The following is a 24,142-nucleotide window of genomic DNA, read 5'->3' on the forward strand; positions in this document are numbered from 1 at the left end:
AGGCCATCGCAACGCGACGCGACGCAGGAGCGCCCTTGAGGGACCGGCACGACCCGGAAAACCATCGGACAGACGGAAAACCCCCAGAACAACTCTGACTCCCGCCCGGGTACATCCCGCTCCCCACACCGCCGCCGCGCCTCGGCACCCCCGCCCCGCCGAAGCCCCGCCGAAGCCCCCGTCAGTCCCCCGCCTCCCCCGTCGGCTCCGCCCGCCCCGCCATCAGCGCCGCGAGGCCGTCCAGGATGCGGTTCAGGCCGAAGCCGAACTGGAAGTCCGGCTCGTCCGAGCCCGTGAAGGCGTCGGACTCCAGCAGTCGCGTCACGGCCGGGTGGCTGTCCGGGCCCGTCATCAGCCGCAGCGTGCGCAGGTACTGGCCCATGGCCTGGTCCGGTGACACACCGGACTTCACGATGGCGTCCATCATGTCGGCCGCCATCGTCGCCTCGTTGCGGACCAGGCCGCCGATCACGATGATCGTCGAGATCTTCTCGCCCTCCGTCAGGGCCGCCCCGGCCATCGCCGCCAGTCCGCGCTCCATCCAGGCCAGCTGGTTCGGGCTGACCGGCGCCCCGGTGATCGGGATGCGCAGGATCCAGGAGTTGGCCATCAGTACGGCCCGCTGCGCGTACGCCCACTGGGTCAGCAGCTCGCGCCAGCCCCACCCCGCCGCCTCCGGCGGCAGTGCCGGCGGGGTGCCGACGCCCGCGTCCGACATCAGGATGTAGAGCTCCTCCTTCGCCGTGACGTACCGGTAGAGGGACATCGTCGAGACGCCCAGCTCCTTGGCCACCCGGCCCATGGAGACGGCGTCCATCCCCTCACCGGCGGCCAGTGTCACGGCCGTCTCCACGATGCGCGGCAGCGTGAGCGTGGGGCGCGGCCCCTTGCCGGGGCGTTCGCGCAGGCCCCAGGCCATTTCCAGGCTGGCCGGGAGCCCGGTCCCGCCGCCCTCGTCGTCCTCGTCCGCCATGACCGCCCACTCCTCGATTGACCCCCATCCTAGTTCTGTGTATTACTTACACAGAAGAGCGTAAGGCATACGCAGAAGAGCCCGCGAAGGGAGCACCTCCCCTCATGACCACGCACGCCTCCGGCGCCCTCGGGATCCACGCCACCGGCCTGACCAAGTCCTACGGCGACGTCCGCGTCCTCGACGGCATCGACCTCGCCGTCCCGCGGGGCAGCGTCCTCGCCCTCCTCGGCCCCAACGGCGCCGGGAAGACCACCACCGTCCGGATCCTCGCCACCCTCACCGCCCCCGACACGGGCACCGCCCGCGTCGCCGGGCACGACACCGCCACCCAGCGGGCCCTCGTCCGCGAACGCATCAGCCTCACCGGCCAGTTCGCAGCCGTCGACGACCTCCAGACCGGTGCCGAGATGCTCCGCATGATGGGTCGGCTCAGCGGGCTCACCCCGCGCGCCGCCCGCACCCGCGCCGACGAACTCCTCATCCGCTTCGGCCTCGCCGACGCCGCCGCGCGCACGGCCAAGACGTACTCCGGCGGCATGCGACGCCGCCTCGACCTCGCCGCGAGCCTCGTCTCCCGCCCCGAGGTGATCTTCCTCGACGAACCGACCACCGGCCTCGACCCGCGCAGCCGCCAGGACCTGTGGGAACTCGTACGGGAACTGCGCGCCGACGGCACGACCGTGCTGCTCACCACCCAGTACCTGGAGGAGGCCGACCGGCTCGCCGACCGCGTCGCCGTCCTCGCCGACGGACGGATCGCCGCCGAGGGAACCCCCGGCGAGCTCAAGGCCCGCGTCGCGGGCCACCGGCTGGACCTCACCCTCACCACACAGGCCGCCTACGAGGCCCTGGCCCCGCGCGCCGTCCACCTCGCCCCGGACGAGCTCACCCTCGGCGTCGCCACCGACGGCAGCGCCGCCCACGTCCGCGCCCTGCTCGACGAACTCGACCCGGACCGCACCGCCGTGGACCGCTTCGCCGTCCGCACCGCCACCCTCGACGACGTGTTCCTCACCCTGACGGGAGCCGACCGATGACCGCCGCCGCACCCGTGAGCGCCCTCGCCCTGGCCGGCCGCAGCCTGCGCATCAGCAGCCGGCAGCCCGACGCGCTGATCACCGCCCTCATGCTGCCGGTGATGCTGATGCTGATCTTCGTCTACTTCTTCGGCGGGGCCATCGACACCGGGACGGAGTACGTGACGTACGTGGTCCCCGGCGCCATGCTCCTCTGCGCGGGCTTCGGCGCGGCCGGCACCGCCGTCAGCGTCGCCGACGACATGCGGGGCGGCATCATCGACCGCTTCCGCAGCCTCGACATCGGCGGCATCCCCATCCTGGCCGGGCACGTCACGGCCTCCGTCCTGCGCAACCTGCTCTCCACCACCCTGGTCCTCACCGTCGCCCTCGCGATCGGCTTCCGGCCCCAGGCAGGCCCGGCCGCCTTCCTCGCCGCGGCCGGCCTCCTGCTGACGTACATCACGGCGATCTCGTGGCTGGCCGCCGCCCTCGGACTGCTCGCCAGGACGCCGGAGGCGGCGGGCGGCTTCACCTTCCTGATGATGTTCCTGCCCTACCCGTCCAGCGCCTTCGTCCCCATCGACACCATGCCCGGCTGGCTGCACGGCTTCGCCGAGCACCAGCCGCTCACCCCGGTGATCGAATCCCTGCGCGCGCTGCTCCTCGCGCAACCCGCGGGCAGCGCCCCCTGGACCGCCCTGGCCTGGTGCGCGGGCATCACGGCCCTGGCCGTGGCCCTGGCCGCGGTCCTCTTCCGCAGCAGGACCCGCTGAGCGGCTCCGCAGGAGCCCCTCAGCGGGCCGGTGGTCCGCCCGCCGCTCAGCGGTTGAGCGGGTAGGAATGACGGCCCGTCGCCTCGTCGATCTCCGAGTGGGCCTTCTGCAACATCTGCTGCGCGAGATCCATGAGCGCGCGAGCGCCCGCGATCTCTTCCCCGACCCTCATCTGCTCCGGGTCGGAGGGGTGACGCAAGGCATAGCCCCGCGCCTTGATCTCGGAGCCGTCCCCGAGTCTTACCAGGGCCGCCGCACTGGTGCGGTGGCCCTCCTCGGTGAATTCCAGCTCCACATGCCACCCGACGAGCGTGGCCATGGTGCATCACCTCCAGGGGTCACCCTTCCCTCCAGAGTGCCCCTACGCCCCGACGTACGCGACCGGGGCGGGGCGGGGTCGGAGCACGGCGGAAGCCGGCGGGGCGGGGTCGGGATGCGCGGCGGCGGTGCGGGGCAAGGGAGTCCCGGCGAAGCGGGGCGGAAAGCGCGGGGTGGTGTGGGGAGCGGTATGCACTGGGGCGGAAGCCAGTGGCGTTCTGGGGGTTTTTCCGTCTGTCCGATGGTTTTCCGGGTCGTGCCGGTCCCTCAAGGGCGCTCCTGCGTCGCGTCGCGTTGCGATGGCCTTCGGCCACCCTTGACCGCCCGTCCCGCCCCGGAACTGCAAGGACCGGCGGAAAACCCCAAAAGAACGAGCCGGGCGACGAGAGACCATCAGGGCGGTATCCAGCGCCAGCAAAGCCAGGCACGCCCCACATCGCTACGCGCTCCTGCCCGACGGCGTCCGCAGGCCCCGTGGGCTGGACATAAGCCGCCCTCGATCGCTACGCGCTCCTGCGAGACGGCGTCCGCCAGCCTCTTGGGCTGGGCATAGGCCGCCATCGATCGCTACGCGCTTCTCGATCACGCGCCCGCAGCCCGTCCGGGGCCGGTCACAAGCCGCAGAGGCCCGATGACCTGCTCATGGACGGCGCCTGCGGGCGGATCGGGGGAGGAAAAGCGCCGGATGACGGCTGAGGCGAACCCCATCCGTGTCTGCGCGAGTGCGAGCCTCGGAGAGCCGTCGGTTTGCACTAATTGCCCACCCTTGGGTGGGCAGTTGGGATGTCACCCTCCCCTTGTCGGGGGTTGGCATCGGCTGGGCCGATGGATCGCCCTCCCGCCCCTCGAATCCGCCCCTCCCGGCCCCGAACGACCGCCGGACGCGGTCAGGGCGAAGCGCGTAGCGATCGATGGCGGCCTATGTCCAGCCCAAGAGGCTGGCGGACGCCTCCGGACAGGAGCGCGTAGCGATTTGAGGCGCTCCCCGACCGCCCCGCCCCTCACTGATGTGGCCGTCCCTGGAAAGAGAGGTCCGGCTCGTTCTTTTGGGGTTTTCCGCCGGTCCTTGCAGTTCCGGGGCGGGACGGGCGGTCAAGGGTGGCCGCAGGCCATCGCAACGCGACGCGACGCAGGAGCGCCCTTGAGGGACCGGCACGACCCGGAAAACCATCGGACAGACGGAAAAACCCCCAGAACAACTCAGATACCGCCCGAGTGCATACCGCTCCCCCACACCACCGCCGTCGCACATCCCACCCCGACCCGCCGACTTCCGCCGTGCCCCGACCCCGCCCCGCCCCGCCCCGGCCGTGCGCGGCCCGCGTGCCTACCTACGGGGCCCGTGGTTCTCCGCGGTGCCCGCGTGAGTACGCGCACTCATGTCCGGTGGCTCCTCACGAAGTTCACTGGACCCATGACCCCGACCTCGGCCCCGACCACCGGCACCGACCGGCACCCGCGGGCGTTCGTCGCGCCGCTCGTCTCGACCCTGATGACGCTGCCGGTGGCGGCTCTCGCGTTCTTCTTCGTCGGGCTCGCCCCAATGGCGTGCGACTCCTGCGGTGACGCGGTGAGCGACCGGTTCGACGACTCCTACGAAGTCGCCTTCCCCGTCTTCGGGTTCGGGCTGGTGGTGGTCCTGGTCGTGCTGCTCTCCGCGTGGGCGCTGCCCTGGCGGCGGGGCAACGCCGCCGCCAGGGTGTGGCTGGCCGTGATCGCCCCGGCCGCCGTCGTCCTCGACTTCGTCGTCTTCCACGGCCTCGTCGACTGGCCGTAGGGACGGGGCAGGACCGTCAGCGGGTCTCGCGCAGCCAGCCCGCGACCTCGGTCGCCCAGTAGGTGAGGATCGTGTCCGCGCCCGCGCGCTTGATGCCGAGCAGGGTCTCCAGGATGGCCCGGTCGCGCTCGATCCAGCCCTTCTCCGCGGCCGCCTCGATCATCGCGAACTCGCCGCTGATCTGGTACGCCGCCACCGGTACGTCCACCGCCTGCGCGACCCGGTACAGGATGTCGAGGTAGGGGCCGGCCGGCTTGACCATCACCATGTCCGCGCCCTCCTCCAGGTCGAGGGCGAGCTCCCGCAGGGACTCGCGGGCGTTCGCCGGGTCCTGCTGGTACGTCTTGCGGTCGCCCTGGAGGGAGGAGGCGACGGCCTCGCGGAAGGGGCCGTAGAAGGCGGAGGTGTACTTCGCCGTGTAGGCGAGGATCGAGACGTCCTCGTGCCCGGTCTCGTCGAGGGCGTCGCGGATGACGCCGACCTGGCCGTCCATCATGCCGCTGGGGCCCACGACGTGGACGCCGGCGTCCGCCTGGACCTGCGCCATCTCGGCGTAGCGCTCCAGCGTCGCGTCGTTGTCGACGCGCCCGTTCGCGTCCAGGACGCCGCAGTGGCCGTGGTCGGTGTACTCGTCCAGGCACAGGTCCGACATGATCACCAGGTCGTCGCCGACCTCGGCCTTCACGTCGCGGATGGCGACCTGCAGGATGCCGTCCGGCTCGGTGCCGGCCGTGCCGAGCGCGTCCTTGTTCTCGTCCGCCGGGACGCCGAAGAGCATGATCCCCGCGACCCCCGCCTCGACCGCCTCGACGGCTGCCTTGCGCAGCGTGTCCCGCGTGTGCTGGACCACGCCCGGCATGGCGGAGATGGCGAGGGGCTCGCTGATGCCCTCGCGCACGAACGCCGGGAGGATCAGGTCCGAGGGGTGCAGCCGGTTCTCCGCGACCATCCGCCGCATCGCCGGGGTGGTGCGCAGCCGCCGGGGCCGTGCGCCGGGGAAGGATCCGTACGTGCTCATGTTCCAGTCGCCTCTTCGAGCATCGACAGCAGTCGCCCCAAGCCTAGAGCCCGTCCGGCGGCCCGCCCGCGCCGACCGCCGCGCCCGACCCGACGGCGAACTCGCACCACACCGCCTTTCCCGGCACCCGCGCCAGGGTCCCCCACCGGTCCGCGACCGCCGCCACCAGCAGCAACCCGCGCCCGCCCTCGGCGCCGGGGTCCCGGCGTACGACGCGCGGCCGGCCGCCGCCGCTGTCGTGCACCTCGACCCGTACGACTTCCTCGAACCTCAGCATCCGCAGCCGGTAGCCGCGGCCGGGCGGGACGCCGTGCAGCAGGGCGTTGGTCGCCAGCTCGCTCACGCAGAGCAACACGTCCTCGTGGCGGCATGTGACACCCCACGCGTGAAGTGTTTCCGCGGCGAATTCCCTGGCAGGGCGGACGGTCTGGCGGCTGCGGGGATAGAACCGCTCACGCAGCAGGGCCGGATGGATTTCCACGTTCACGCGGTGATCGTCGCTTTGTGTGACTAGCGTGGGCGAGACGAGCGACCCGTACTCCTTGATGAGTACGGGTCGGTACGGGTATCTCGCATGCGCACGCGGGGAGTTCACAGGCATGCCACCACGCAAGAGGCCCCGGCCCAACGAGACGGCGATGAAGATGGTCGGCGCACTGGTCGCCCAGGCCCGCACCGCCAAGGGAATGACCCAGCGCGCCCTCGCCGAGGCGCTGCACGTCGACGTCGAGACCGTCGCCTCGATCGAGCAGGGCAGGCGCGTCCTGATGCCCAACGTGGCCGAGAAGATGGACCGCATTCTCGGTCTGCCCGATCTGCTGGCCGTCGCGGCCAACCGCCTCCCGGAGGTGGACATGGTTCCGGCCTGGGCGGAGGAGTACATGGCGCGCGAGGCCGAGGCCCTCGCCCTGTCCTGGTACGACACCCTCACCGTGCCGGGCCTGCTCCAGACCGAGGCCTACGCCCGTGCGGTGCTCGGCTGCCGCGTCCCCTTCGTCGGCGAGGAGAAGATAGAGCGGCAGACCGCCCACCGCATCCAGCGCCAGAAGATCCTCACCCGCCCGGTCCCCCCGACCCTCAGCTTCATCGTCTGGGAGGCGGCCCTGCGGGACCGGATCGGCGGTACGGAGGTCTACCGCGAGCAGCTGCGCCACCTGCGCGCCTGCGCGGACCGGCCGACCGTCTCCCTCCAGGTGCTCCCCCTGGGCATCACCGCACACGCGGGCCTCGCGGGCCCCTTCACCCTGCTGGAAACCCCCGAGTTCCAGCACCTCGCCTACTCCGAAACCCAGCGCGGCAGCTTCCTCGTCAGGGACCCGAACGAGGTCAGCATCCTCTCCCAGAAGTATGCGATGCTGCGGTCACAGGCCCTCAACTTTGCCGAGACAAAGGGCCTGTTGGACCGGTTGCTAGGAGAGACATGAGCACCCCACTGAAGTGGTTCAAGTCCAGCTACAGCAGCGACGAGGGCGGCCAGTGCCTGGAAGTGGCCTACGCCTGGCGGAAGTCCTCCTACAGCGGTGACGAGGGCGGCCAGTGCGTCGAGGTCGCCACCTGCTCCTGCGCCGACACCGTCCACGTCCGGGACTCCAAGGTCGCCGACGGGCCCGTCCTCGCCCTCGCCCCCGCCGCCTGGGACGGCCTCACCCGCTGGGTGCGTTCCTGAGCTTCCGGCGCCACAGGTCGGGCTCGCGCACGCGCGAGGGGCCCGGGTGCGTGTGCACCCGGGCCCCTCGACCACTGCTCCGGACCGCGTCCGGCCGTCTAAGCCACTCACGTCGTACGACGCCGCCGCGCGCCCGGCCGGCGTTCGCTCGGGCGGAAGACGGTCTCGCCGGCCTCCTTGGCCGCCTCGCGGCGAGCCGCGCCGTACTCGGCGAGGGCCTCCGCCAGCTTCGACACCGACGGCTCCGGGGACAGGACGTCGACCCGCAGGCCGTGCTCCTCGGCGGTCTTGGCCGTCGCCGGCCCGATACAGGCGATGACCGTCACGTTGTGCGGCTTGCCCGCGATGCCGACCAGGTTGCGGACGGTCGAGGACGACGTGAAGAGAACGGCGTCGAAACCGCCGCCCTTGATCGCCTCGCGGGTGTCCGCCGGCGGCGGCGACGCGCGCACGGTCCGGTAGGCGGTGACGTCGTCGACCTCCCACCCGAGCTCGATCAGCCCGGCGACCAGCGTCTCCGTGGCGATGTCGGCCCGCGGCAGGAAGACGCGGTCGATCGGGTCGAAGACCGGGTCGTAGGGCGGCCAGTCCTCCAGGAGTCCGGCCGCGGACTGCTCGCCGCTCGGCACCAGGTCCGGCTTCACGCCGAACTCCACCAGCGCGGCCGCCGTCTGCTCGCCCACGGCGGCGACCTTGATGCCCGCGAAGGCGCGCGCGTCGAGCCCGTACTCCTCGAACTTCTCGCGGACGGCCTTGACGGCGTTGACCGAGGTGAAGGCGATCCACTCGTAGCGGCCCGTCACCAGGCCCTTGACCGCGCGCTCCATCTGCTGCGGGGTGCGCGGCGGCTCCACGGCGATCGTCGGCACCTCGTGGGGCACCGCGCCGTAGGAACGCAGCTGGTCGGAGAGCGAGGCGGCCTGTTCCTTCGTCCGCGGTACGAGGACCCGCCAGCCGAACAGCGGCTTCGACTCGAACCAGGACAGGTCTTCGCGGCGCGCGGCGGCGCCGTGCTCGCCGACCACGCATATGACGGGGCGGGCGCCCTCGGGCGAGGGCAGCACCTTGCCCTGCTTGAAGACCTGGGCGATCGTGCCCAGGGTCGCCGACCAGGTCCGCTGGCGCGTCGTGGTGCCGGAGACCGTCACGGTCAGCGGGGTGTCGGGCTTGCGCCCGGCGCTCACGAGCTCGGCGGCGGCGGCCGAGGCCGTCTCCAGCGTCGCGGAGACGACGAGGATCCCGTCGCTCGTCCCGGCCTCGCTCCAGCAGCGCGCCGAGGCGGTCTTCGCGTCGACGAACCGCACGTCCGCGCCCTGCTTGTCGCGCAGCGGGACACCGGCGTACGCGGGCACGCCGACGGCGGTCGCGACGCCGGGCACCACCTCGAAGGGGATCCCCTCGTTGGCGCACGCGAGCATCTCGTCGGCGGCGTTGCCGTCGAGTCCGGGGTCTCCGGTGACGGCTCGCACGACCCGCCTGCCGGAGCGTGCGGCCTCCATGACAAGATTGGCCGCATCCCGGATCACCGGGACCCCGGCGGCTGCTGACACTTCGTCAGCTACCGTCAGCTGCGGCGTGTCGACACCCGCGCGCGCATGCGTCCGTACGACTTCGAGCACCTCGGGCTCCGCGATCAGTACGTCCGCGGCGGCGAGCGCCTCGACGGCGCGCAGCGTGAGCAGACCCGGGTCGCCCGGGCCGGCACCGAGGAAGGTGACGCGTCCGTGGGCGGCGACGGCCGGAAGAGCGGAGGTGGTCGGAATTGAGGGGTTCAAAGCGATCGCTCCCCCATCAGACCGGCCGCGCCCTTGGCCAGCATCTCGTCCGCGAGTTCGCGGCCGAGCGCCATGGCCTCGTCGTACGACTGGGGCACGGGACCGGTGGTGGACAGCTGCACCAGCGTCGAGCCGTCGAGGGTTCCGACGACGCCGCGCAGGCGCATTTCATTGACAATCCGTCCGTCGGCCAGCAGGTCGGCGAACGCGCCCACGGGTGCGCTGCAGCCGGCCTCCAGGGCGGCGAGCAGAGAACGCTCCGCGGTCACGGCGGCCCGGGTGTGCGGGTCGTCGAGCCGGCCGAGCGCGGCGATGAGGTCCGTGGAGGACGCAGGACACTCCACGGCCAGGGCTCCCTGGCCGGGAGCGGGGAGGATGCTGTCGACGGACAGCAGGTCGGTGGCCTCGTCACCGCGGCCGATCCGGTTCAGGCCGGCGGCCGCCAGGACGACGGCGTCGAGTTCGCCGTCGCGGACGAATCCGATGCGGGTGTCGACGTTGCCGCGGATGGGCACGGTCTCGATCCGCTTGCCGAGCGACCGGGCCAGGTGGTTGAGCTGGGCGGTGCGGCGGGGCGAGCCGGTTCCGATGCGGGCGCCGTCGGGCAGCTGCTCGAAGGTCAGGCCGTCGCGGGCGACGAGCGCGTCGCGGGCGTCCTCGCGCTGCGGCATGGCCGCGATGACGAGGTCGTCGGGCTGCCCGGTCGGCAGGTCCTTCAGCGAGTGCACGGCGAAGTCGACCTCGCCGCGCAGCAGCGCGTCGCGCAGGGCGGTGACGAACACGCCGGTCCCGCCGATCTGGGCGAGGTGCTCGCGCGAGACGTCGCCGTACGTCGTGATCTCCACGAGCTCGACGGGCCTGCCGGTGACCTCCCGGACCGCCTCGGCGACGTGCCCCGACTGGGACATGGCCAGCTTGCTCCGCCGCGTACCGAGCCGCAGCGGCTGGTCGGGACGTGTGTTCATGATGCCCGTCCTGGGTCGTCGTCGTTCTTCGGATCGGCCGCGTCCGCCCGGCTGACGGAAGCAACCGTCTGAGGGTCGAGGTCGAAGAGTTCGCGCAGTGCGTCGGCGTACCCGGCGCCGCCGGGCTCGCTCGCGAGCTGCTTGACGCGCACGGTCGGCGCGTGGAGGAGCTTGTCCACGACGCGGCGCACGGTCTGGGTGACTTCGGCGCGCTGTCGCTCGTCGAGGTCGGGGAGCCGTCCGTCGAGGCGGGCCACTTCCATGGCCACGACCTCGGCCGCCATGGCGCGCAGGGCGACGACGGTGGGCGTGATGTGGGCGGCCCGCTGTGCCGCGCCGAAGGCGGCGACCTCCTGGGCGACGATCCCGCGCACGGCGTCGACGTCGGCCGCCATCGGGGCGTCGGCGGACGCCTCGGCGAGGGACTCGATGTCCACGAGCCGGACGCCCGGGATCCGGTGCACGGCCCCGTCGATGTCCCTGGGCATGGCCAGGTCGAGCAGCGCGAGCCGGACGTCGGTGGCGTGGGCCTGCGTACGGGCGCTCCTGCGGGGCTGGCGCTGTGCGGCGGCCTCGCCCTGGTCGGCCCAGGTCCCGTGCAGTTCGAGGGAGTTGGCGTCGACCCCGGTCAGCGCGGAGCGTCCGTCGAGCCCCACGGGGCACCCGTCGGCCTCGGCGTCCGCGGGGGCGCTGATGGTCCGCGCGGCTCCGGCGTCGGCGAGCCGCCCGCCGGCCTCGGCGGCGGCGACCAGCCGGGCGAGCACGTCGGCGTCCAGGTCCGCCGGGGTGTGGGGCGCGGGGTCGGGGGCGGCGCCCCGTTCCTGCCGCTCCGCCGGTGCGAGCCCGGCGGCGCCCCAGGACACGGCGGCCAGCACGTCGTCGGCGGTGAGCACGAGCCCGGTGGCTCCGGTGCAGGACACCACCACGTCGACTCGTGTCAGTTCATCGGCGACCTCGGCCATCGGGATGGCGAGGGCGGTGACCCCGGTGCCCGAGGCAACCAGAATCTCCGCCAGTCGCTCCGCCCGCTCGGCGGTCCGGTTCGCCACGGCGATCTCGGCGACGCCGACCCGCGCGAGGGTGGCGGCGGCCAGGGAGGACATCGATCCGGCGCCGATCACCAGGGCCCGCTTGCCCCGGGCCCACTCGGCCACCGGGGTGCCCACCGCGAGCTGCTCCAGCCCGAAGGTGACCAGGGACTGGCCGGCGCGGTCGATGCCGGTCTCGGAGTGCGCCCGCTTGCCGACCCGCAGCGCCTGCTGGAACAGGTCGTTGATCAGCCGGCCCGCGGAGTGCAGTTCCTGGCCGAGCGCGAGGGCGTCCTTGATCTGGCCGAGGATCTGCCCCTCGCCCACGACCATCGAGTCCAGCCCGCACGCCACCGAGAACAGGTGGTGCACCGCCCGGTCCTCGTAGTGGACGTACAGGTAGGGGGTGAGCTCCTCCAGCGCGACGCCGCTGTGCTGGGCGAGCAGGGTGGACAGCTCGGCGACGCCGGCGTGGAACTTGTCCACGTCCGCGTACAGCTCGATGCGGTTGCACGTGGCGAGCACCGTCGCCTCCGTCGCCGGCTCGGCGGCGAGGGTGTCGTGCAGCAGCTTGGTCTTGGCGTCGGCCGACAGCGAGGCGCGCTCCAGCACGCTCACGGGGGCGCTGCGGTGGCTCAGCCCGACGACGAGCAGGCTCATGCCGGCATCACCGCCGGGACGTCACCCTCGGGGCCGCCCTTGCGCGCCTCGGCGGCGGTGCGGCCGGCCGGCGGCACGACGGCTGCGGCGGGTGCGGCGCCGCCCGCGGCGGAGCCGGGCTCGGCGGCGGCCGCGGCGGCCTCCTCGCCGGCCTTGCGCTGCTCGTGGAAGGCGAGGATCTGGAGCTCGATGGAGAGGTCGACCTTGCGCACGTCGACGCCGTCCGGCACGGACAGCACGGTCGGCGCGAAGTTCAGGATGGAGGTGACCCCGGCCGCGATCAGCCGCTCGCTGACCTGCTGGGCGGCGCCGGCGGGCGTCGCGATGACGCCGATGGAGACGCCGTTCTCCTCGATGATCTTCTCGAGGTCGTCGGTGTGCTGCACGGCCATGCCGGCGACCGGCTTGCCGGCCATCGCCGGGTCGGCGTCGATGAGGGCCGCGACGCGGAATCCGCGCGCGGAGAAGCCGCCGTAGTTGGCGAGGGCGGCGCCGAGGTTACCGATGCCGACGATGACGACCGGCCAGTCCTGGGTCAGGCCGAGCTCGCGGGAGATCTGGTAGACGAGGTACTCGACGTCGTAGCCGACGCCGCGGGTGCCGTAGGAACCCAGGTACGAGAAGTCCTTGCGCAGCTTGGCGGAGTTGACTCCGGCGGCGGCCGCGAGCTCCTCGGAGGACACCGTGGGGACCGATCGCTCGGAGAGCGCGGTCAGGGCACGCAAGTACAGCGGAAGCCGGGCGACAGTGGCCTCGGGAATACCTCGGCTGCGGGTCGCCGGTCGGTGAGTTCGGCCAGTTGCCACGATGCTCCTGCGGGATGAGCGGGGCTGCAGGCGGCCACTTGTCCCAGGACCGCCCCGTCGACAGCAGGCTATGCCTTTGTGAACGCGTGCACAAAGATTGTGTCCGCTTTGTCCGTCCAAAGTGACCGGGGTCACGCAAGTTCGACAGACAAACCCGGAACCGGTGACACGCCGAACCCGTTCAAATACCAAAGGGGGCAAAACCGTGCACACTCCTCACAGATACGCCCCCAGACCCCACAAATCGCCCATGATGGTAACCGGGGAGGGGGTCACCCACCCAATGCCCGCCGGAGCCGGTCCGGGTTCACCCTCCAGAAGGTGTGCTGCTCGCCGTCAACCAGGACCACCGGGATCTGCTCCCAGTGGAGCCGGTAGAGCTCCTCGTCCTGCGAGATGTCCTTCTTCTCCCATTGCGCACCGGTCTCGGCGCAGACCTTCGCGACGACCTCCTCGGCCTCGTCGCACAGGTGGCACCCCGGCTTCCCGATGAGCGTCACCATCCGCTCGCCGGGGCTCTTCTTCTCTTTACGGCGCAACAAAGGGCTCATGTCCCCATTCTCCCGCGCCCGCGGGGGCCCCTCCCGCCCCACTTCCGCACCGCCCGCCGCCCGCCCGGGGCCCGCCCGCGCCCGGCCCACACCGCGTTCGCGGCCTCCGGCGGCGTCGCGAAGAGTTAACGCCTCCGTTTCCCACCGGTTCGGGAACTCCCGAACACAGTGGCTATGCTCGCGTCATGGCCGCTCCCGGATGGCTCTCCCCTCGCAGGCGCTCCGCCACCGCACGCAGCGTGCTGGCAGGCGAAGCCTCGGCCGAAGCCGCCCGCAAGACCGCACAGGCCGGTGCCGACCAGCTCACCGAAGCCGAGCCGGACGAGGCCGACCTCGACGCCGACCTCGACCTCCTCGAAGCCGGGGAGCCGGCGGAAGGTCCCGCCGAGCCCGCCTTCCCCGTCGCGGGCGACGACCTCGCCGCCGCCTTCTTCGACCTCGACAACACCGTCATGCAGGGCGCCGCGATCTTCCACTTCGGCCGCGGCCTCTACAAGCGCGAGTTCTTCCGGCGCCGCGAACTCGCCCGCTTCGCCTGGCAGCAGGCCTGGTTCCGGCTCGCCGGGGTCGAGGACCCCGAGCACATGCAGGACGCCCGCGACAGCGCCCTGTCCATCGTCAAGGGCCACAAGGTCTCCGAGCTGATGGCGATCGGTGAGGAGATCTACGACGAGTACATGGCCGAGCGGATCTGGCCGGGCACCCGCGCCCTGGCCCAGGCCCACCTCGACGCCGGGCAGAAGGTCTGGCTGGTCACCGCGGCACCCGTGGAGACCGCCACGATCATCGCCCGCCGGCTGGGCCTGACCGGCGCCCTGGGCACCGTCGCCGAATCGGTCGACGGGGTCTACACCGGCCGCCTGGTCGGCGAGCCCCTGCACGGCCCCGCCAAGGCCGAGGCGGTCCGCGCCCTCGCCGCCGCCGAGGGCCTCGACCTCGAACGCTGCGCCGCGTACAGCGATTCGCACAACGACATCCCGATGCTGTCACTGGTCGGACATCCGTACGCGATCAATCCCGACACAAAACTGCGCAAGCATGCCCGGACCAACGACTGGCGGCTGCGCGACTATCGGACCGGCCGCAAGGCCGTGAAGGTCGGCGTCCCGGCCGCCGCCGGAGTCGGCGCGATCGCGGGCGGCGCGGCCGCCGCCATCGCCCTCCACCGGCGCCGCAAGTAACGGATCCGGCCCAGGCCCAGGCCACACCGCGCCCCCGACCGCCGGCGCGGCCGCCGGCCCGCCCCGCGGGCGCCGCCACGGGCATTCGCTCACCTCTACCCGCGCTCCGGGCGCGGCACTCCGCGCTGCCCGACTCAGTCACGGCGCCCCTTGGAAGCGTCCATTCCGCGCACCCAAGTGATCAAGAATCGATCACCAACCGCGACTGAATATGCCCTCGACACGCAACAGAAGTGTCGGAACCGGTGATTTGGGCAACTGGGTGTAGCGCCGCCTGTACGAAGCGTTATTCTCCTCAGACGCATGCCACCGGTCATCTGTCGCCACGACGGGTGAACGGTTCCGCACTGCACGTGATGGAAGCTCTGCCTCTGGGAGTCCCGTGTACCCACCTGTCGGGGTTGACGCCTCGGGCCTGGCTCAGCTGCGCGCAACGGTCCTCGACCACCTGCGCGGCTTCGTCCCCACCGCGTACACCGCCCCCGCCTTCGCCGCCGCGGTTCCTGCCGGCCTCGGCCCGGCCGGTCCCTGCTACGCCCTGACCGACGGCGGGGCGACGGTGGGCAGACGAGGCCGCTCGGCCGCCGGGGGCTCGAACGGCGCAGCCGGCACGGGCACCCAGGCCGCCCCCCGCCGCCCCCTGGCGGACAGCGACCAGGCCCGCATGATGGACCTGGTCGAGCGCGCCCAGGCCGGAGAGGCCGAGGCCTTCGGCCGCCTGTACGACCAGTACAGCGACACGGTCTACCGCTACATCTACTACCGCGTCGGCGGCAAGGCGACGGCGGAGGATCTCACCAGTGAGACCTTCCTGCGCGCCCTGCGCCGCATCTCCACCTTCACCTGGCAGGGCCGCGACTTCGGCGCCTGGCTCGTGACGATCGCCCGCAACCTGGTGGCGGACCACTTCAAGTCCAGCCGCTTCCGGCTGGAGGTCACCACCGGGGAGATGCTCGACGCCAACGAGGTGGAGCGCAGCCCCGAGGACTCCGTCCTGGAGTCCCTTTCCAACGCGGCCCTCCTGGAAGCCGTACGGAAGCTGAATCCGCAGCAGCAGGAATGCGTGACCCTGCGCTTCCTGCAGGGCCTCTCGGTCGCCGAGACGGCCCGGGTGATGGGGAAGAACGAGGGCGCCATCAAGACGCTCCAGTACCGGGCGGTCCGCACCCTGGCCCGCCTGCTCCCCGAAGACGCCCGCTGACGGACCGTCCAGACAACACAACTCGACCTCACATCCGGTGACCCCTCGATGACGCTGTGGTCCGATCATCCTTCGTCCGTAACCCAACTGCCGCGACGCTCGTTGTGCGGAATGCAGGCTCCCTGTGGACACGCCCTGCCCGAAGCCGCTCACTCGAAAGTGTGGATGTGCTCAAGGAAGGCAACCTTCCGGACACCTTGGGGAGTCGATCGTCATGACGAGAGGAGGTGCCGCCAGTGATCGCGAACGTGACCCCGCACCGGCGGGCGAACGCCTTCGCCCAGGCCCTGGAGGATCGGAACCCATCCGACCTTTCGGAACCGGACCCGGCGGCCGAGCAGTCCGAGGCACCTGCCGAACCTGCTGACCACGACCGGTTGTTGGCCCTGGCGAGCGTGCTCGGCGAACGAATGCCGCGCCCAGTGCTGGACCCCGAGGTCAAGGTGGTGCAGCGAGCACAGCTCATTGCCGCCATGGAAGCCATGGTGCTGGAGGAGAGGGCCGGGGGCGGTGCCGCCTCGGACCCTCAGGTGCCCGAACAGCGGACCGGCCGCGGCGCCCACCGGGCGACCCCGCTCCGGAAATTGCGGCCCCGCTCCCGCTGGTCCAAGGGCATCGCAGCGGGCGGCCTCACCGTGGGTGTGGCCGCAGGGGCCTTCAGCGGAGTGGCCGCTGCCAGTTCCGACGCCCTGCCCGGTGACCACCTCTACCCCGTGAAGCGGGGCATGGAGGACCTGAAGCTGGGGATGGCCGACGACGACGCGGAACGCGGCGAGCTCTACCTCGACCGTGCGTCCAACCGTCTGTCGGAAGCCCGCAGGCTGATGGAGCGGGGCCGGGCGGGCACCTTGGACCACGAGTCCCTGGGCGCGATCCGGCGGGCGCTCTCGGGCGTCAAGCACGACGCGGAAGAGGGCCACCGCCTCCTCCAGGCGGCGTTCGACCGGGACGGTTCCCTCGGCCCGATCCAGACGCTGTCGTCGTTCACGCGCTCCCACCGCGACGCGTGGGGCAAGCTGCGCGAGAAGCTCCCCGTGCAGCTCACCGACGTGGGCGGCGAAGTGGACTCGGTCTTCCAGGCCATAGACGAAGACGTGGCGCCGCTGCAGAGCCTGCTCCCGAAGGCTCCCGAGCAGTCCCGCGGCACCGGCTCGTCGGGTTCGCCCGCCAAGCCGGACGCACCCGGCGGCGCCAAGCAGTCCACGCCTGCCGCGGGCACCCCGTCCGGCAGCAGCCCCGCGCCGTCCCCCTCGGGCAGCACCCGGCCACCGGCCGACGGGGGCCTCCTCGGCGGTACGGGCGACCTGCTCAACCCGCCGGCGGGACAGTCGGCGCAGCCCTCCGCGGGCACCCAGGAGAATCCGAAGCCGGACATCACCATCCCGCCCCTGCTCCCGGGTCTCCTGCCGGGCCTGGGCCTCGGCGCGGAGGACGCGGAGTAGCGCAGCAGGGCCGCGACAGCGGGCCGAACGGCGGTGGGCCGGGGCGATGCCCCGGCCCACTCCGTCGGAAGAAGTCAGAAGAAGACGGACCGCCGCTGCACCAGCAGCTTGTAGAGCGTGTGCTGGATCTGCTCCCGCACCTGGTCCGTCAGGTTGAACATCAGCATCGGGTCCTCCGCCGCCTCCGCGGCGTACCCGTCCGTCGGGATCGGTTCACCGAACTGGATCGTCCACTTCGTCGGCAACGGCACCGCCCCCAGCGGCCCCAGCCACGGGAACGTGGGCGTGATCGGGAAGTACGGGATCCCCAGCAGCCGCGCCAGCGTCTTGGCGTTCCCGACCATGGGGTAGATCTCCTCCGCCCCCACGATCGAGCAGGGCACGATCGGCGTGCCCGCGCGCAGCGCCGTCGACACGAACCCGCCCCGCCCGAAGCGCTGGAGCTTGTACCGGTCCCCGAACGGCTTCCCTATCCCCTTGAAGCCCTCCGGCATGACACCGACCAGCTCACCGGCCTCCAGGAGTCGCTGCGCGTCCTCGGCGCACGCCAGGGTGTGCCCCGCCTTGCGGGCCAGCTCGTTCACCACCGGCAGCATGAACACCAGGTCCGCCGCCAGCAGCCGCAGGTGGCGCTCCGCCGGGTGGTGGTCGTGCACGGCGACCTGGAGCATCAGCCCGTCCAGCGGCAGCGTCCCGGAGTGGTTCGCCACGATCAGCGCGCCGCCCTCCGCCGGGATGTTCTCGATGCCCTTGGCCTCGACCCGGAAGTACTTGTCGTACAGCGGCCGCATCAGGGACATCAGGACCTGGTCCGTCAGCTCCTTGTCGTAGCCGAAGTCGTCGACCTCGTACTCCCCGGTGACCCGCCGGCGCAGGAACGCCAGCCCGCCGGCGATCCGCCGGTCCCAGCCGCCCCCGCGCTCCGCCGGGGCCGCCTCGGGCTCCTGTCCGGCCTCCGGCGCGGGCGCGAGCTGCTCCCGCTCCGCCGGCCCGGGCGCCGGCACCGCCCGCACCCGGCGGGGCGTCCGCCGGCGCGGCCGGTCCTCGTCGAACGGAATGACCTTGGCGTCCGCCACTATCGCTTCGCTCCTTCAACCGTGTCGACGTCGTCCCGCAGGCCGTCCGCATCCAGCATGGCCGCCACCCGGTCCACGGCCCGCCCGACCCGCTCGGGCGGCAGCAGCCCGTTGCCCCGGCTCCGCGCGAAGTCCGCGAAGGTCTCGGTGGTCGTGTAGAGCGGCTCAAAGCCGAGCACCTCGCGCATCTGCGCGGTCTCCACGACCCTGCCGTGGGTGAGCAGCCTCATCTGCTCGGGCGAGAAGTCGGTGGCCCCGACCGCCCGCAGCGCGGACCCGACCCAGGTGAGCGCGGGCAGCAGCAGCGGCAGCGTGGGCCGCCCCAGCCGCCGCGAGCACTGCGACAGCAGCAGCACGCCGTCACCCGCGATGTTGAAGGTGCCGCTGTTCAGCGTCCCGCGCCTGGGCTCCTGGGCGGCCAGCCGCAGCACCTCCAGCACGTCGTCCTCGTGGACGAACTGCAGCCGCGGGTCGTAGCCCAGCACGGTCGGCATCACGGGCATCGAGAAGTACTCGGCGAGCGCCGAATCGGCGAAGGGCCCCAGGATGTTCGCGAACCGCAGCACGCACACGGCGACGTCGGGCCGCCGGCGCGCGAAGCCCCGTACGTACCCCTCGACCTCGGCGGCGTCCTTGGCGAAGCCGCCCGACGGCAGCGACTTGGGCGGCGTGGTCTCGGTGAAGACGGCCGGATCCCGCGGGGTGCCCCCGTAGACGCTGGTGCTGGACTTCACCACGAGCCGCCGTACCGTCGGCGACTTCTGGCAGGCGCCCAGCAGCTGCATCGTCCCGATGACGTTGGTCTCCTTGACGGCGCTGTGCGCGCCGCCCGCGACCGGCCGGCCGCCCGTGACGGCCAGGTGCACCACCGTGTCCACGGCGTGCTCGGCCAGGACCCTGGCGATCGACGACTGCCGGATGTCCGTGCGGACGAACTGCGCCGACCCCAGCCGGTGCGGCGGCGTCACGGCGTCCACCGCGATCACCCGCTCGACCTCCGGGTCGCGCTGGATGCGGCGCACGAAGCGGCCGCCCAGCTGCCGGGCAGCCCCGGTGACGAGTACGACCTTCCCCACGAGCTCAGCGCCTCCCTCGAAGAAGTACCCGGCTGCACCGCAGCCCCTCCACCAAGGATGGTGGAGGGGCTGCGGAGAACACGTACAGCTGCCGTTTACTTCTTGTTACGGCGCTGGACGCGGGTGCGCTTGAGCAGCTTGCGGTGCTTCTTCTTGGCCATCCGCTTGCGCCGCTTCTTGATAACAGAGCCCACGACTACCCTCGCTCACTTCTCTTCACTGGTGCGGGGCGTCTGGGCCCACACGACCTACGTCGGCCTAGCCTACCCGCCCAAGCTCCGAGCCCGTAATCCGAGTGCTTCCCCGGGGTCACGAAGGCGTCAGGGTCCGTCAGTCTCAGGCCGACTCCACCCCCACATAGGACTCTCGGAGGTACTCGTGGACCGCGTTCTCGGGGACCCGGAAGGACCGGCCCACCCGGATTGCGGGCAGATGACCGTTGTGCACCAGCCGGTACACGGTCATCTTCGACACTCGCATCACCGAGGCGACCTCCGCCACGGTCAGGAACTGAACCTCACTGAGAGGCCTCTCGCCAGCAGCCATGACACACCTTGACCTTCCGCGCATGACGGGCACCGGCTTCCCCTCCGGTTACTCCTCGTCGTCGCACGCTCACTCCCCAGAGTAGGGGCGCGTGATACGAGTGGGGAAGAGGAGCTACGGCCACTCCTGTCGCCCCGTCAGACTCGCCCGGCCCAACACGTACCGGGCAAGCGGATGGTAGTAGTCCGATCGCACCGCGTCATCAAGCGGAACGGTCACCGAGACGCGCCCCTCGGCCTCCCCGACGAACAGCGCGGGATCGTCCGTGTCCGCCAGACCGATCGCCTCCACGCCGAGCTGACCTGCGCCGCAGACCCACCCGTGGTCCCCCACCACCAGGTCCGGAAGCGGCCCGCCGGCCTCCGCGAGGGCCCCCAGGGCCACCCGAACCGGCAGGGGCGAATGGCTGTGCACGCCGGTCGCACTCCCGGGCGCCCGCACGCCGGGTTCCCGCACCAGTGCGACCCCCCGTACGTACGCGATGCGGTGCGTGCGTACGCCGAACCGGGTCGTCATGTCGACACTCACCCCCTGCGCAGGGGTGAGGACAACACATCCCGCCGCCGACATCGCCTCGGCCAAACCGGCGTAGAAACCCAGGAGCCGATGCGGGTGACCCGTGCCGAACAGCACGCGCGACCGCGTCCCCGCCGCCTCGCCGAGCCGTCCCGCGAAGGCCTCCAGCGCCGCCACCGTCCGCTCCGGATCGATCACGTCCGGCCCGCTGACGTGCGAAGGGTCCGCCGACACCCCGCACTTGTCCGCCATCAGCCTCAGCAGATCACCCTCGCCCCAGCCCCACTCGGGATCCAGCCCCAGCAGCACCCGCGGGTCCCCCGCCGCGAACAGCCGGTAGCTGCGCAGGCTCTCCTCCCGGGATGTGGCGACGGGCCCGGCCAACCGGGCGGCCAGCAGATGCGCACGCAGCGCGCCGGTGCTCAACACCCTCCGATGCTCCCCCAACCCATCTGTCGGGTCATCAATTCCGGCGAACAGCCCCACAGTTGGCGTAACGATGCGGCATGATCCGCGCAGCCGGTCAGGTCAGCATGCCGCGCAGCGGGAACACCGCCCGCCGGGTCGCGAGAACGGCCTGATCCGTCCGGTCCGCCGGGTCATAGCCGGCGTCCCATTCCCGCCACGCGGGGCTCCGCCCGTCGGTCATCCGCCCCGGCGCCAACTGCCGCGTCCGCGCGTACACCTCCTCGCGCCACGCCGCCGGAACCGCCGTCTGCGGGTCCAGCGGCCGGTGCGCGGCGATCGCCACCAGGTGCGTCCACGACCGCGGCACGACGTCCACCACCGCGTACCCGCCGCCTCCCAGCGCCAGCCACCGCCCGTCCGCGTACTCGTGCGCCAGCCCGTGACAGGCCTCCTGCACGGCCCGCTGGGCGTCCAGGGACACCGCCAGGTGCGCGAGCGGGTCCTCGAAGTGCGTGTCGGCCCCGTGCTGGGTCACCAGCACCTGCGGCCGGAAGTCCGCCAGGAGCTCCGGAACGGTCGCGTGGAAGGCCCGCAGCCACCCCTCGTCCCCGGTGCCGGCCTCCAGCGCCACGTTCACCGCCGATCCCTCGGCCGCCGGACCGCCGGTCTCCGACGGCCAGCCGGTCTGCGGGAACAGCGTCCGCGGGTGCTCGTGCAGCGAGATCGTCAGCACCCGCGGGTCGTCCCAGAAGGCCGCCTGCACGCCGTCCCCGTGGTGGACGTCCACGTCCACGTACGCGACGCGCTCCGCCCCCAGCTCCAGCAGCCGGGCGATGGCCAGCGACGCGTCGTTGTAGACGCAGAAGCCGGCCGCCCCGCCCGGCATGGCGTGGTGCAGCCCGCCGGCGAAGTTCACGGCGTGCTCGGCCTCGCCGTGCCAGATCGCCTCGGCACCCGCCACGGACTGCCCGGCGATCAGCGCGGACGCCTCGTGCATCCCGGCGAACGCCGGATCGTCCATCGTGCCCAGCCCGTACGAGCCGTCGGCGGCTCCGGGGTCGTCCGAGACCTCGCGCACCGCGGCGACGTAGTCCTCCCGGTGGACGAGCCTCAGCGTCGAGTCCCCGGCCGCGGGTGCCGCCCGTACGTCCATCTCCCGGTCCAGCCCGAAGGCGCGCACCAGGCCCATGGTCAGCGCCAGGCGCACCGGGTCCATCGGATGGCTGGGTCCGAAGTCATACCCCGTTACCGCCTCGTCCCACATCAACAGCCCGGTCACCGGCTCGCCGCTCATGCCCGACACCGTATCGGGCCTCCCGCGGCCCGAACGAGCGGGCATGGAACAGCGTGATCAGGACGAGGACCATCGGCACCAGCATCGCGCCCCGGTAGTTCCAGGCGTCGCCGATCGCCCCGACGAGCGGCGAGCCGATCAGGAACCCGACGTAGTTGAAGATGTTCAGCCGCGCGACCGCCGTGTCGGAGGCGCCGGGGAACAGCCGCCCGGCCGCCGCGAAGGTCTGCGGCACGATCACGCACAGCCCGATCCCCAGCAGCGTGAAGCCGAGCATCCCCACCCCGACCCCCGGCGCGGCCGCCACGACCGCGAACCCGCAGGCCGCGACCAGCGTCCCGGCGCGCACCACCGCCACGGCCCCGAACCGCCGCACGCCCAGGTCGCCCACGGCCCGCCCCACGAGGGTCGTCACCATGTAGACGTTGTACGGGACGGTCGCCGTCTGCTCCGAGCTCCCGAGCACGTCCTGGAGGTACTTGGCACTCCAGTTCGCGACCGTCGAGTCCCCGATGTACGCGCACGCCATCACCAGGCAGAGCGGCAGCAGCATCCGGAACCCGCCGGTGCCCAGCCCCTTCTCCGGCCCGCCGGCCTTGTCCGTCAGGTCCGCCGCGCCCGCCGGCCCGGTGCGGTCGTCGCGGTCGACGTAATAGCGGCTGCCCAGCAGCACGAGCGGCACCAGCACGGCCACGGCCGGCAGATAGCTGACGAACAGCCCCAGGTGCGCGTGCGCCCCGTACCAGGCCGCGGACGCCCCCAGGATCCCGCCCAGGCTGTACGCGGCGTGGAAGCCGAGCATGATGCTGCGCCCGTACGCCCGCTGCAGGCTGACCCCGAGCATGTTCATCGAGGCGTCGAGCGCACCCACCGAAAGCCCGAACGCCCCGAGGGCCACCGCCACGTGCCACAGCTGCTCGCCGGCGCCCACCCCGAGGAGCGACAGCAGGACCAGCGGCTGGGACCACCGCAGGACGACACCGGGAGCGACCCGTTTGACCAGGTGCTCGGTGCCGACGCTCGCCACGCCCGCGAGGACGGGGACGGCGGCGAGGAAGACGGGCAGCAGCCCGTCGGATATCCCGTACCGGTCCTGGATGGCCGGGATCCGGGTGACGAGCAGGGCGAAGGTGACGCCCTGCACGAAGAAGCTGAACCCCAGTGCGCCGCGGCCGCGGCGCAGCCGCACATCATCCGTCATGGCGGGTCAGCGTAGGCCCCGGGGCTACCCGTGGGTAGAGAGATCACACGGGCAGTTGCAGGATCAGCGGGAGCTGCATCATGTCGCCGAAGTACCCGGTGGCTCCGGGGAGCTGTTCCGCCGGCAGCAGCGCCGTGTAGCCGTACACGTCCATCCCGGCGGCCGCGGCGGCCCGGACGCCGCGGGGGCTGTCCTCGACGACGACGCACCGCGCGGGCTCGACGCCCATCTGGCGGGCGGCGTGCAGGTAGAGGTCGGGGTCGGGCTTGCCCCGGCCGACGTCGTCCGCGCTGAAGATCCACTCCTCTTCGAACCAGCCGTCGAGGCCGGCCACGCGGTGTCCGACCCGGATCCGCTCGTGGCTGCCGGAGGAGGCCAGGCAGTACCCGATCCCGTGGGCGGTCAGCGCCCCGAGGACCTCCTCCACTCCGGGGACGGGCTTGAGCTCCTGCTCGAACGCGGCGCAGGTCCGCTCGTGCAGCGTCTCGTCGAAGTCCGCCGGCAGCTGCTGACCGGTGCGTTCGAGGACGAGGTCGTGCACGCGGTGTACGGCGGCCCCCATGTAGTCGCGGACCGATTCCTCGTACGTGGTCGGGTGCCCCAGCTCGGTCAGGTACCCGGCGAGGACGTTGTTGGCGATCGGCTCGCTGTCCACCAGCACGCCGTCGTTGTCGAAGATGACGAGGTCGTAGCCCATAGCCCCACATTACGGAGCAAAGCGATGCGGCCGTGGTTCCGCCGTGCCCGGCCCGGCATCGGGTCACCCGACCGGCCCGTGAACGCAGAAAAGCCCCGCACCATGACGGTGCGGGGCTTTCCCACAATGATTGTTCGGCGGCGTCCTACTCTCCCACAGGGTCCCCCCTGCA

25 protein-coding genes are annotated in these 24,142 nt (G+C 72.0%); 8 read left to right on the top strand and 17 right to left on the bottom strand.

What is annotated here, in order from left to right:
- Window positions 1–181: 181 nt before the first annotated feature.
- On the bottom strand, window positions 182–973 hold the full coding sequence (locus AB0O53_RS37500; RefSeq protein WP_365201629.1) for a TetR/AcrR family transcriptional regulator: 792 nt from the start codon (window positions 971–973) through the stop codon (window positions 182–184).
- A 104-nt stretch (window positions 974–1,077) separates the two neighbouring features.
- Here AB0O53_RS37500 and AB0O53_RS37505 point away from each other — a divergent pair, with 104 nt between their 5' ends.
- Window positions 1,078–2,013, top strand: coding sequence for an ABC transporter ATP-binding protein (locus tag AB0O53_RS37505; protein WP_365201632.1), 936 nt, complete (start codon window positions 1,078–1,080; stop codon window positions 2,011–2,013).
- Window positions 2,010–2,768: an ABC transporter permease gene (locus tag AB0O53_RS37510; protein WP_350993160.1), complete on the top strand. Its 759-nt coding sequence runs from the start codon at window positions 2,010–2,012 to the stop codon at window positions 2,766–2,768. The genes AB0O53_RS37505 and AB0O53_RS37510 overlap by 4 nt, the downstream gene beginning before the upstream one ends.
- Window positions 2,769–2,814: 46 nt before the next feature.
- Here the strand turns inward: AB0O53_RS37510 and AB0O53_RS37515 are convergent, their stop codons facing one another.
- Entirely contained in the window at window positions 2,815–3,087 is a 273-nt protein-coding gene (locus AB0O53_RS37515) for a DUF1876 domain-containing protein (RefSeq protein ID WP_350993162.1), read from the bottom strand.
- Window positions 3,088–4,500: 1,413 nt separating this feature from the next.
- On the opposite strand from AB0O53_RS37515, the gene AB0O53_RS37520 reads away from it, so the two are divergent.
- Complete coding sequence (locus AB0O53_RS37520) at window positions 4,501–4,863, top strand: hypothetical protein (protein ID WP_365201636.1); 363 nt, start codon at window positions 4,501–4,503, stop codon at window positions 4,861–4,863.
- Between the two features lie 16 nt (window positions 4,864–4,879).
- On the opposite strand, the gene hemB is transcribed toward AB0O53_RS37520, so the two are convergent.
- Both hemB and AB0O53_RS37530 read right to left on the bottom strand, forming a co-directional pair.
- Window positions 4,880–5,881, bottom strand: coding sequence for a porphobilinogen synthase (hemB, locus tag AB0O53_RS37525; RefSeq protein WP_350993166.1), 1,002 nt, complete (start codon window positions 5,879–5,881; stop codon window positions 4,880–4,882).
- A 43-nt stretch (window positions 5,882–5,924) separates the two neighbouring features.
- On the bottom strand, window positions 5,925–6,482 hold the full coding sequence (locus AB0O53_RS37530; RefSeq protein ID WP_365201639.1) for an ATP-binding protein: 558 nt from the start codon (window positions 6,480–6,482) through the stop codon (window positions 5,925–5,927).
- Here AB0O53_RS37530 and AB0O53_RS37535 point away from each other — a divergent pair.
- Window positions 6,481–7,305: a helix-turn-helix domain-containing protein gene (locus tag AB0O53_RS37535; RefSeq protein ID WP_365201641.1), complete on the top strand. Its 825-nt coding sequence runs from the start codon at window positions 6,481–6,483 to the stop codon at window positions 7,303–7,305. The two genes, AB0O53_RS37530 and AB0O53_RS37535, sit on opposite strands and share 2 nt — an antisense overlap.
- On the top strand, window positions 7,302–7,547 hold the full coding sequence (locus tag AB0O53_RS37540; RefSeq protein ID WP_365201643.1) for a DUF397 domain-containing protein: 246 nt from the start codon (window positions 7,302–7,304) through the stop codon (window positions 7,545–7,547). Before AB0O53_RS37535 ends, AB0O53_RS37540 begins: the two co-directional genes overlap by 4 nt.
- A gap of 107 nt (window positions 7,548–7,654) precedes the next feature.
- Here the strand turns inward: AB0O53_RS37540 and AB0O53_RS37545 are convergent, their stop codons facing one another.
- The 5 genes from AB0O53_RS37545 to AB0O53_RS37565 form a co-directional block, all read right to left on the bottom strand.
- Window positions 7,655–9,322 (bottom strand): bifunctional uroporphyrinogen-III C-methyltransferase/uroporphyrinogen-III synthase, encoded by a 1,668-nt coding sequence (locus AB0O53_RS37545; protein ID WP_350993170.1) that lies wholly within the window; start codon window positions 9,320–9,322, stop codon window positions 7,655–7,657.
- A complete protein-coding gene (gene hemC, locus AB0O53_RS37550; RefSeq protein ID WP_365201645.1) occupies window positions 9,319–10,287 on the bottom strand; it encodes a hydroxymethylbilane synthase in 969 nt (322 codons plus the stop codon). The genes AB0O53_RS37545 and hemC overlap by 4 nt, the downstream gene beginning before the upstream one ends.
- Complete coding sequence (locus AB0O53_RS37555) at window positions 10,284–11,975, bottom strand: glutamyl-tRNA reductase (RefSeq protein WP_350993174.1); 1,692 nt, start codon at window positions 11,973–11,975, stop codon at window positions 10,284–10,286. The genes hemC and AB0O53_RS37555 overlap by 4 nt, the downstream gene beginning before the upstream one ends.
- Complete coding sequence (locus AB0O53_RS37560) at window positions 11,972–12,781, bottom strand: redox-sensing transcriptional repressor Rex (RefSeq protein WP_350993176.1); 810 nt, start codon at window positions 12,779–12,781, stop codon at window positions 11,972–11,974. The genes AB0O53_RS37555 and AB0O53_RS37560 overlap by 4 nt, the downstream gene beginning before the upstream one ends.
- Before the next feature lie 272 nt (window positions 12,782–13,053).
- A complete protein-coding gene (locus AB0O53_RS37565; protein WP_031155320.1) occupies window positions 13,054–13,332 on the bottom strand; it encodes a glutaredoxin family protein in 279 nt (92 codons plus the stop codon).
- A gap of 185 nt (window positions 13,333–13,517) precedes the next feature.
- Here AB0O53_RS37565 and AB0O53_RS37570 point away from each other — a divergent pair, with 185 nt between their 5' ends.
- The 3 genes from AB0O53_RS37570 to AB0O53_RS37580 all read left to right on the top strand — a co-directional run bounded on the left by AB0O53_RS37570 (window position 13,518) and on the right by AB0O53_RS37580 (window position 17,156).
- Window positions 13,518–14,513, top strand: coding sequence for an HAD family hydrolase (locus AB0O53_RS37570; RefSeq protein ID WP_365201649.1), 996 nt, complete (start codon window positions 13,518–13,520; stop codon window positions 14,511–14,513).
- A gap of 382 nt (window positions 14,514–14,895) precedes the next feature.
- Window positions 14,896–15,714 (top strand): ECF subfamily RNA polymerase sigma factor, BldN family, encoded by an 819-nt coding sequence (locus AB0O53_RS37575; RefSeq protein ID WP_030665215.1) that lies wholly within the window; start codon window positions 14,896–14,898, stop codon window positions 15,712–15,714.
- 236 nt (window positions 15,715–15,950) lie between these two features.
- Window positions 15,951–17,156, top strand: coding sequence for a DUF5667 domain-containing protein (locus AB0O53_RS37580; protein WP_350993181.1), 1,206 nt, complete (start codon window positions 15,951–15,953; stop codon window positions 17,154–17,156).
- Window positions 17,157–17,230: 74 nt separating this feature from the next.
- On the opposite strand, the gene AB0O53_RS37585 is transcribed toward AB0O53_RS37580, so the two are convergent.
- The 8 genes from AB0O53_RS37585 to AB0O53_RS37620 form a co-directional block, all read right to left on the bottom strand.
- Window positions 17,231–18,232, bottom strand: a complete 1,002-nt coding sequence (locus AB0O53_RS37585) for a lysophospholipid acyltransferase family protein (RefSeq protein ID WP_365201652.1) — start codon at window positions 18,230–18,232, stop codon at window positions 17,231–17,233.
- Window positions 18,232–19,308, bottom strand: coding sequence for an NAD-dependent epimerase/dehydratase family protein (locus AB0O53_RS37590; RefSeq protein WP_350993185.1), 1,077 nt, complete (start codon window positions 19,306–19,308; stop codon window positions 18,232–18,234). Before AB0O53_RS37590 ends, AB0O53_RS37585 begins: the two co-directional genes overlap by 1 nt.
- Before the next feature lie 95 nt (window positions 19,309–19,403).
- Entirely contained in the window at window positions 19,404–19,502 is a 99-nt protein-coding gene (locus AB0O53_RS37595; protein WP_003948845.1) for a 30S ribosomal protein bS22, read from the bottom strand.
- A gap of 142 nt (window positions 19,503–19,644) precedes the next feature.
- Entirely contained in the window at window positions 19,645–19,854 is a 210-nt protein-coding gene (locus tag AB0O53_RS37600; protein ID WP_008738568.1) for a helix-turn-helix domain-containing protein, read from the bottom strand.
- A 114-nt stretch (window positions 19,855–19,968) separates the two neighbouring features.
- Window positions 19,969–20,799: a phosphatase gene (locus tag AB0O53_RS37605; protein WP_350993187.1), complete on the bottom strand. Its 831-nt coding sequence runs from the start codon at window positions 20,797–20,799 to the stop codon at window positions 19,969–19,971.
- 94 nt (window positions 20,800–20,893) lie between these two features.
- On the bottom strand, window positions 20,894–22,042 hold the full coding sequence (locus AB0O53_RS37610) for an acetoin utilization protein AcuC (protein WP_350993220.1): 1,149 nt from the start codon (window positions 22,040–22,042) through the stop codon (window positions 20,894–20,896).
- The gene (locus AB0O53_RS37615) at window positions 22,014–23,273 is read right to left on the bottom strand and encodes an MFS transporter (protein ID WP_350993189.1); all 1,260 of its coding nucleotides are present in this window, start codon (window positions 23,271–23,273) and stop codon (window positions 22,014–22,016) included. The genes AB0O53_RS37610 and AB0O53_RS37615 overlap by 29 nt, the downstream gene beginning before the upstream one ends.
- A gap of 43 nt (window positions 23,274–23,316) precedes the next feature.
- A complete protein-coding gene (locus AB0O53_RS37620; RefSeq protein ID WP_350993191.1) occupies window positions 23,317–23,970 on the bottom strand; it encodes an HAD family hydrolase in 654 nt (217 codons plus the stop codon).
- Window positions 23,971–24,142 lie beyond the last annotated feature (172 nt).

Origin of the sequence: Streptomyces erythrochromogenes, assembly GCF_040684695.1 — a bacterium.
Classification (GTDB): domain Bacteria; phylum Actinomycetota; class Actinomycetes; order Streptomycetales; family Streptomycetaceae; genus Streptomyces; species Streptomyces erythrochromogenes_C.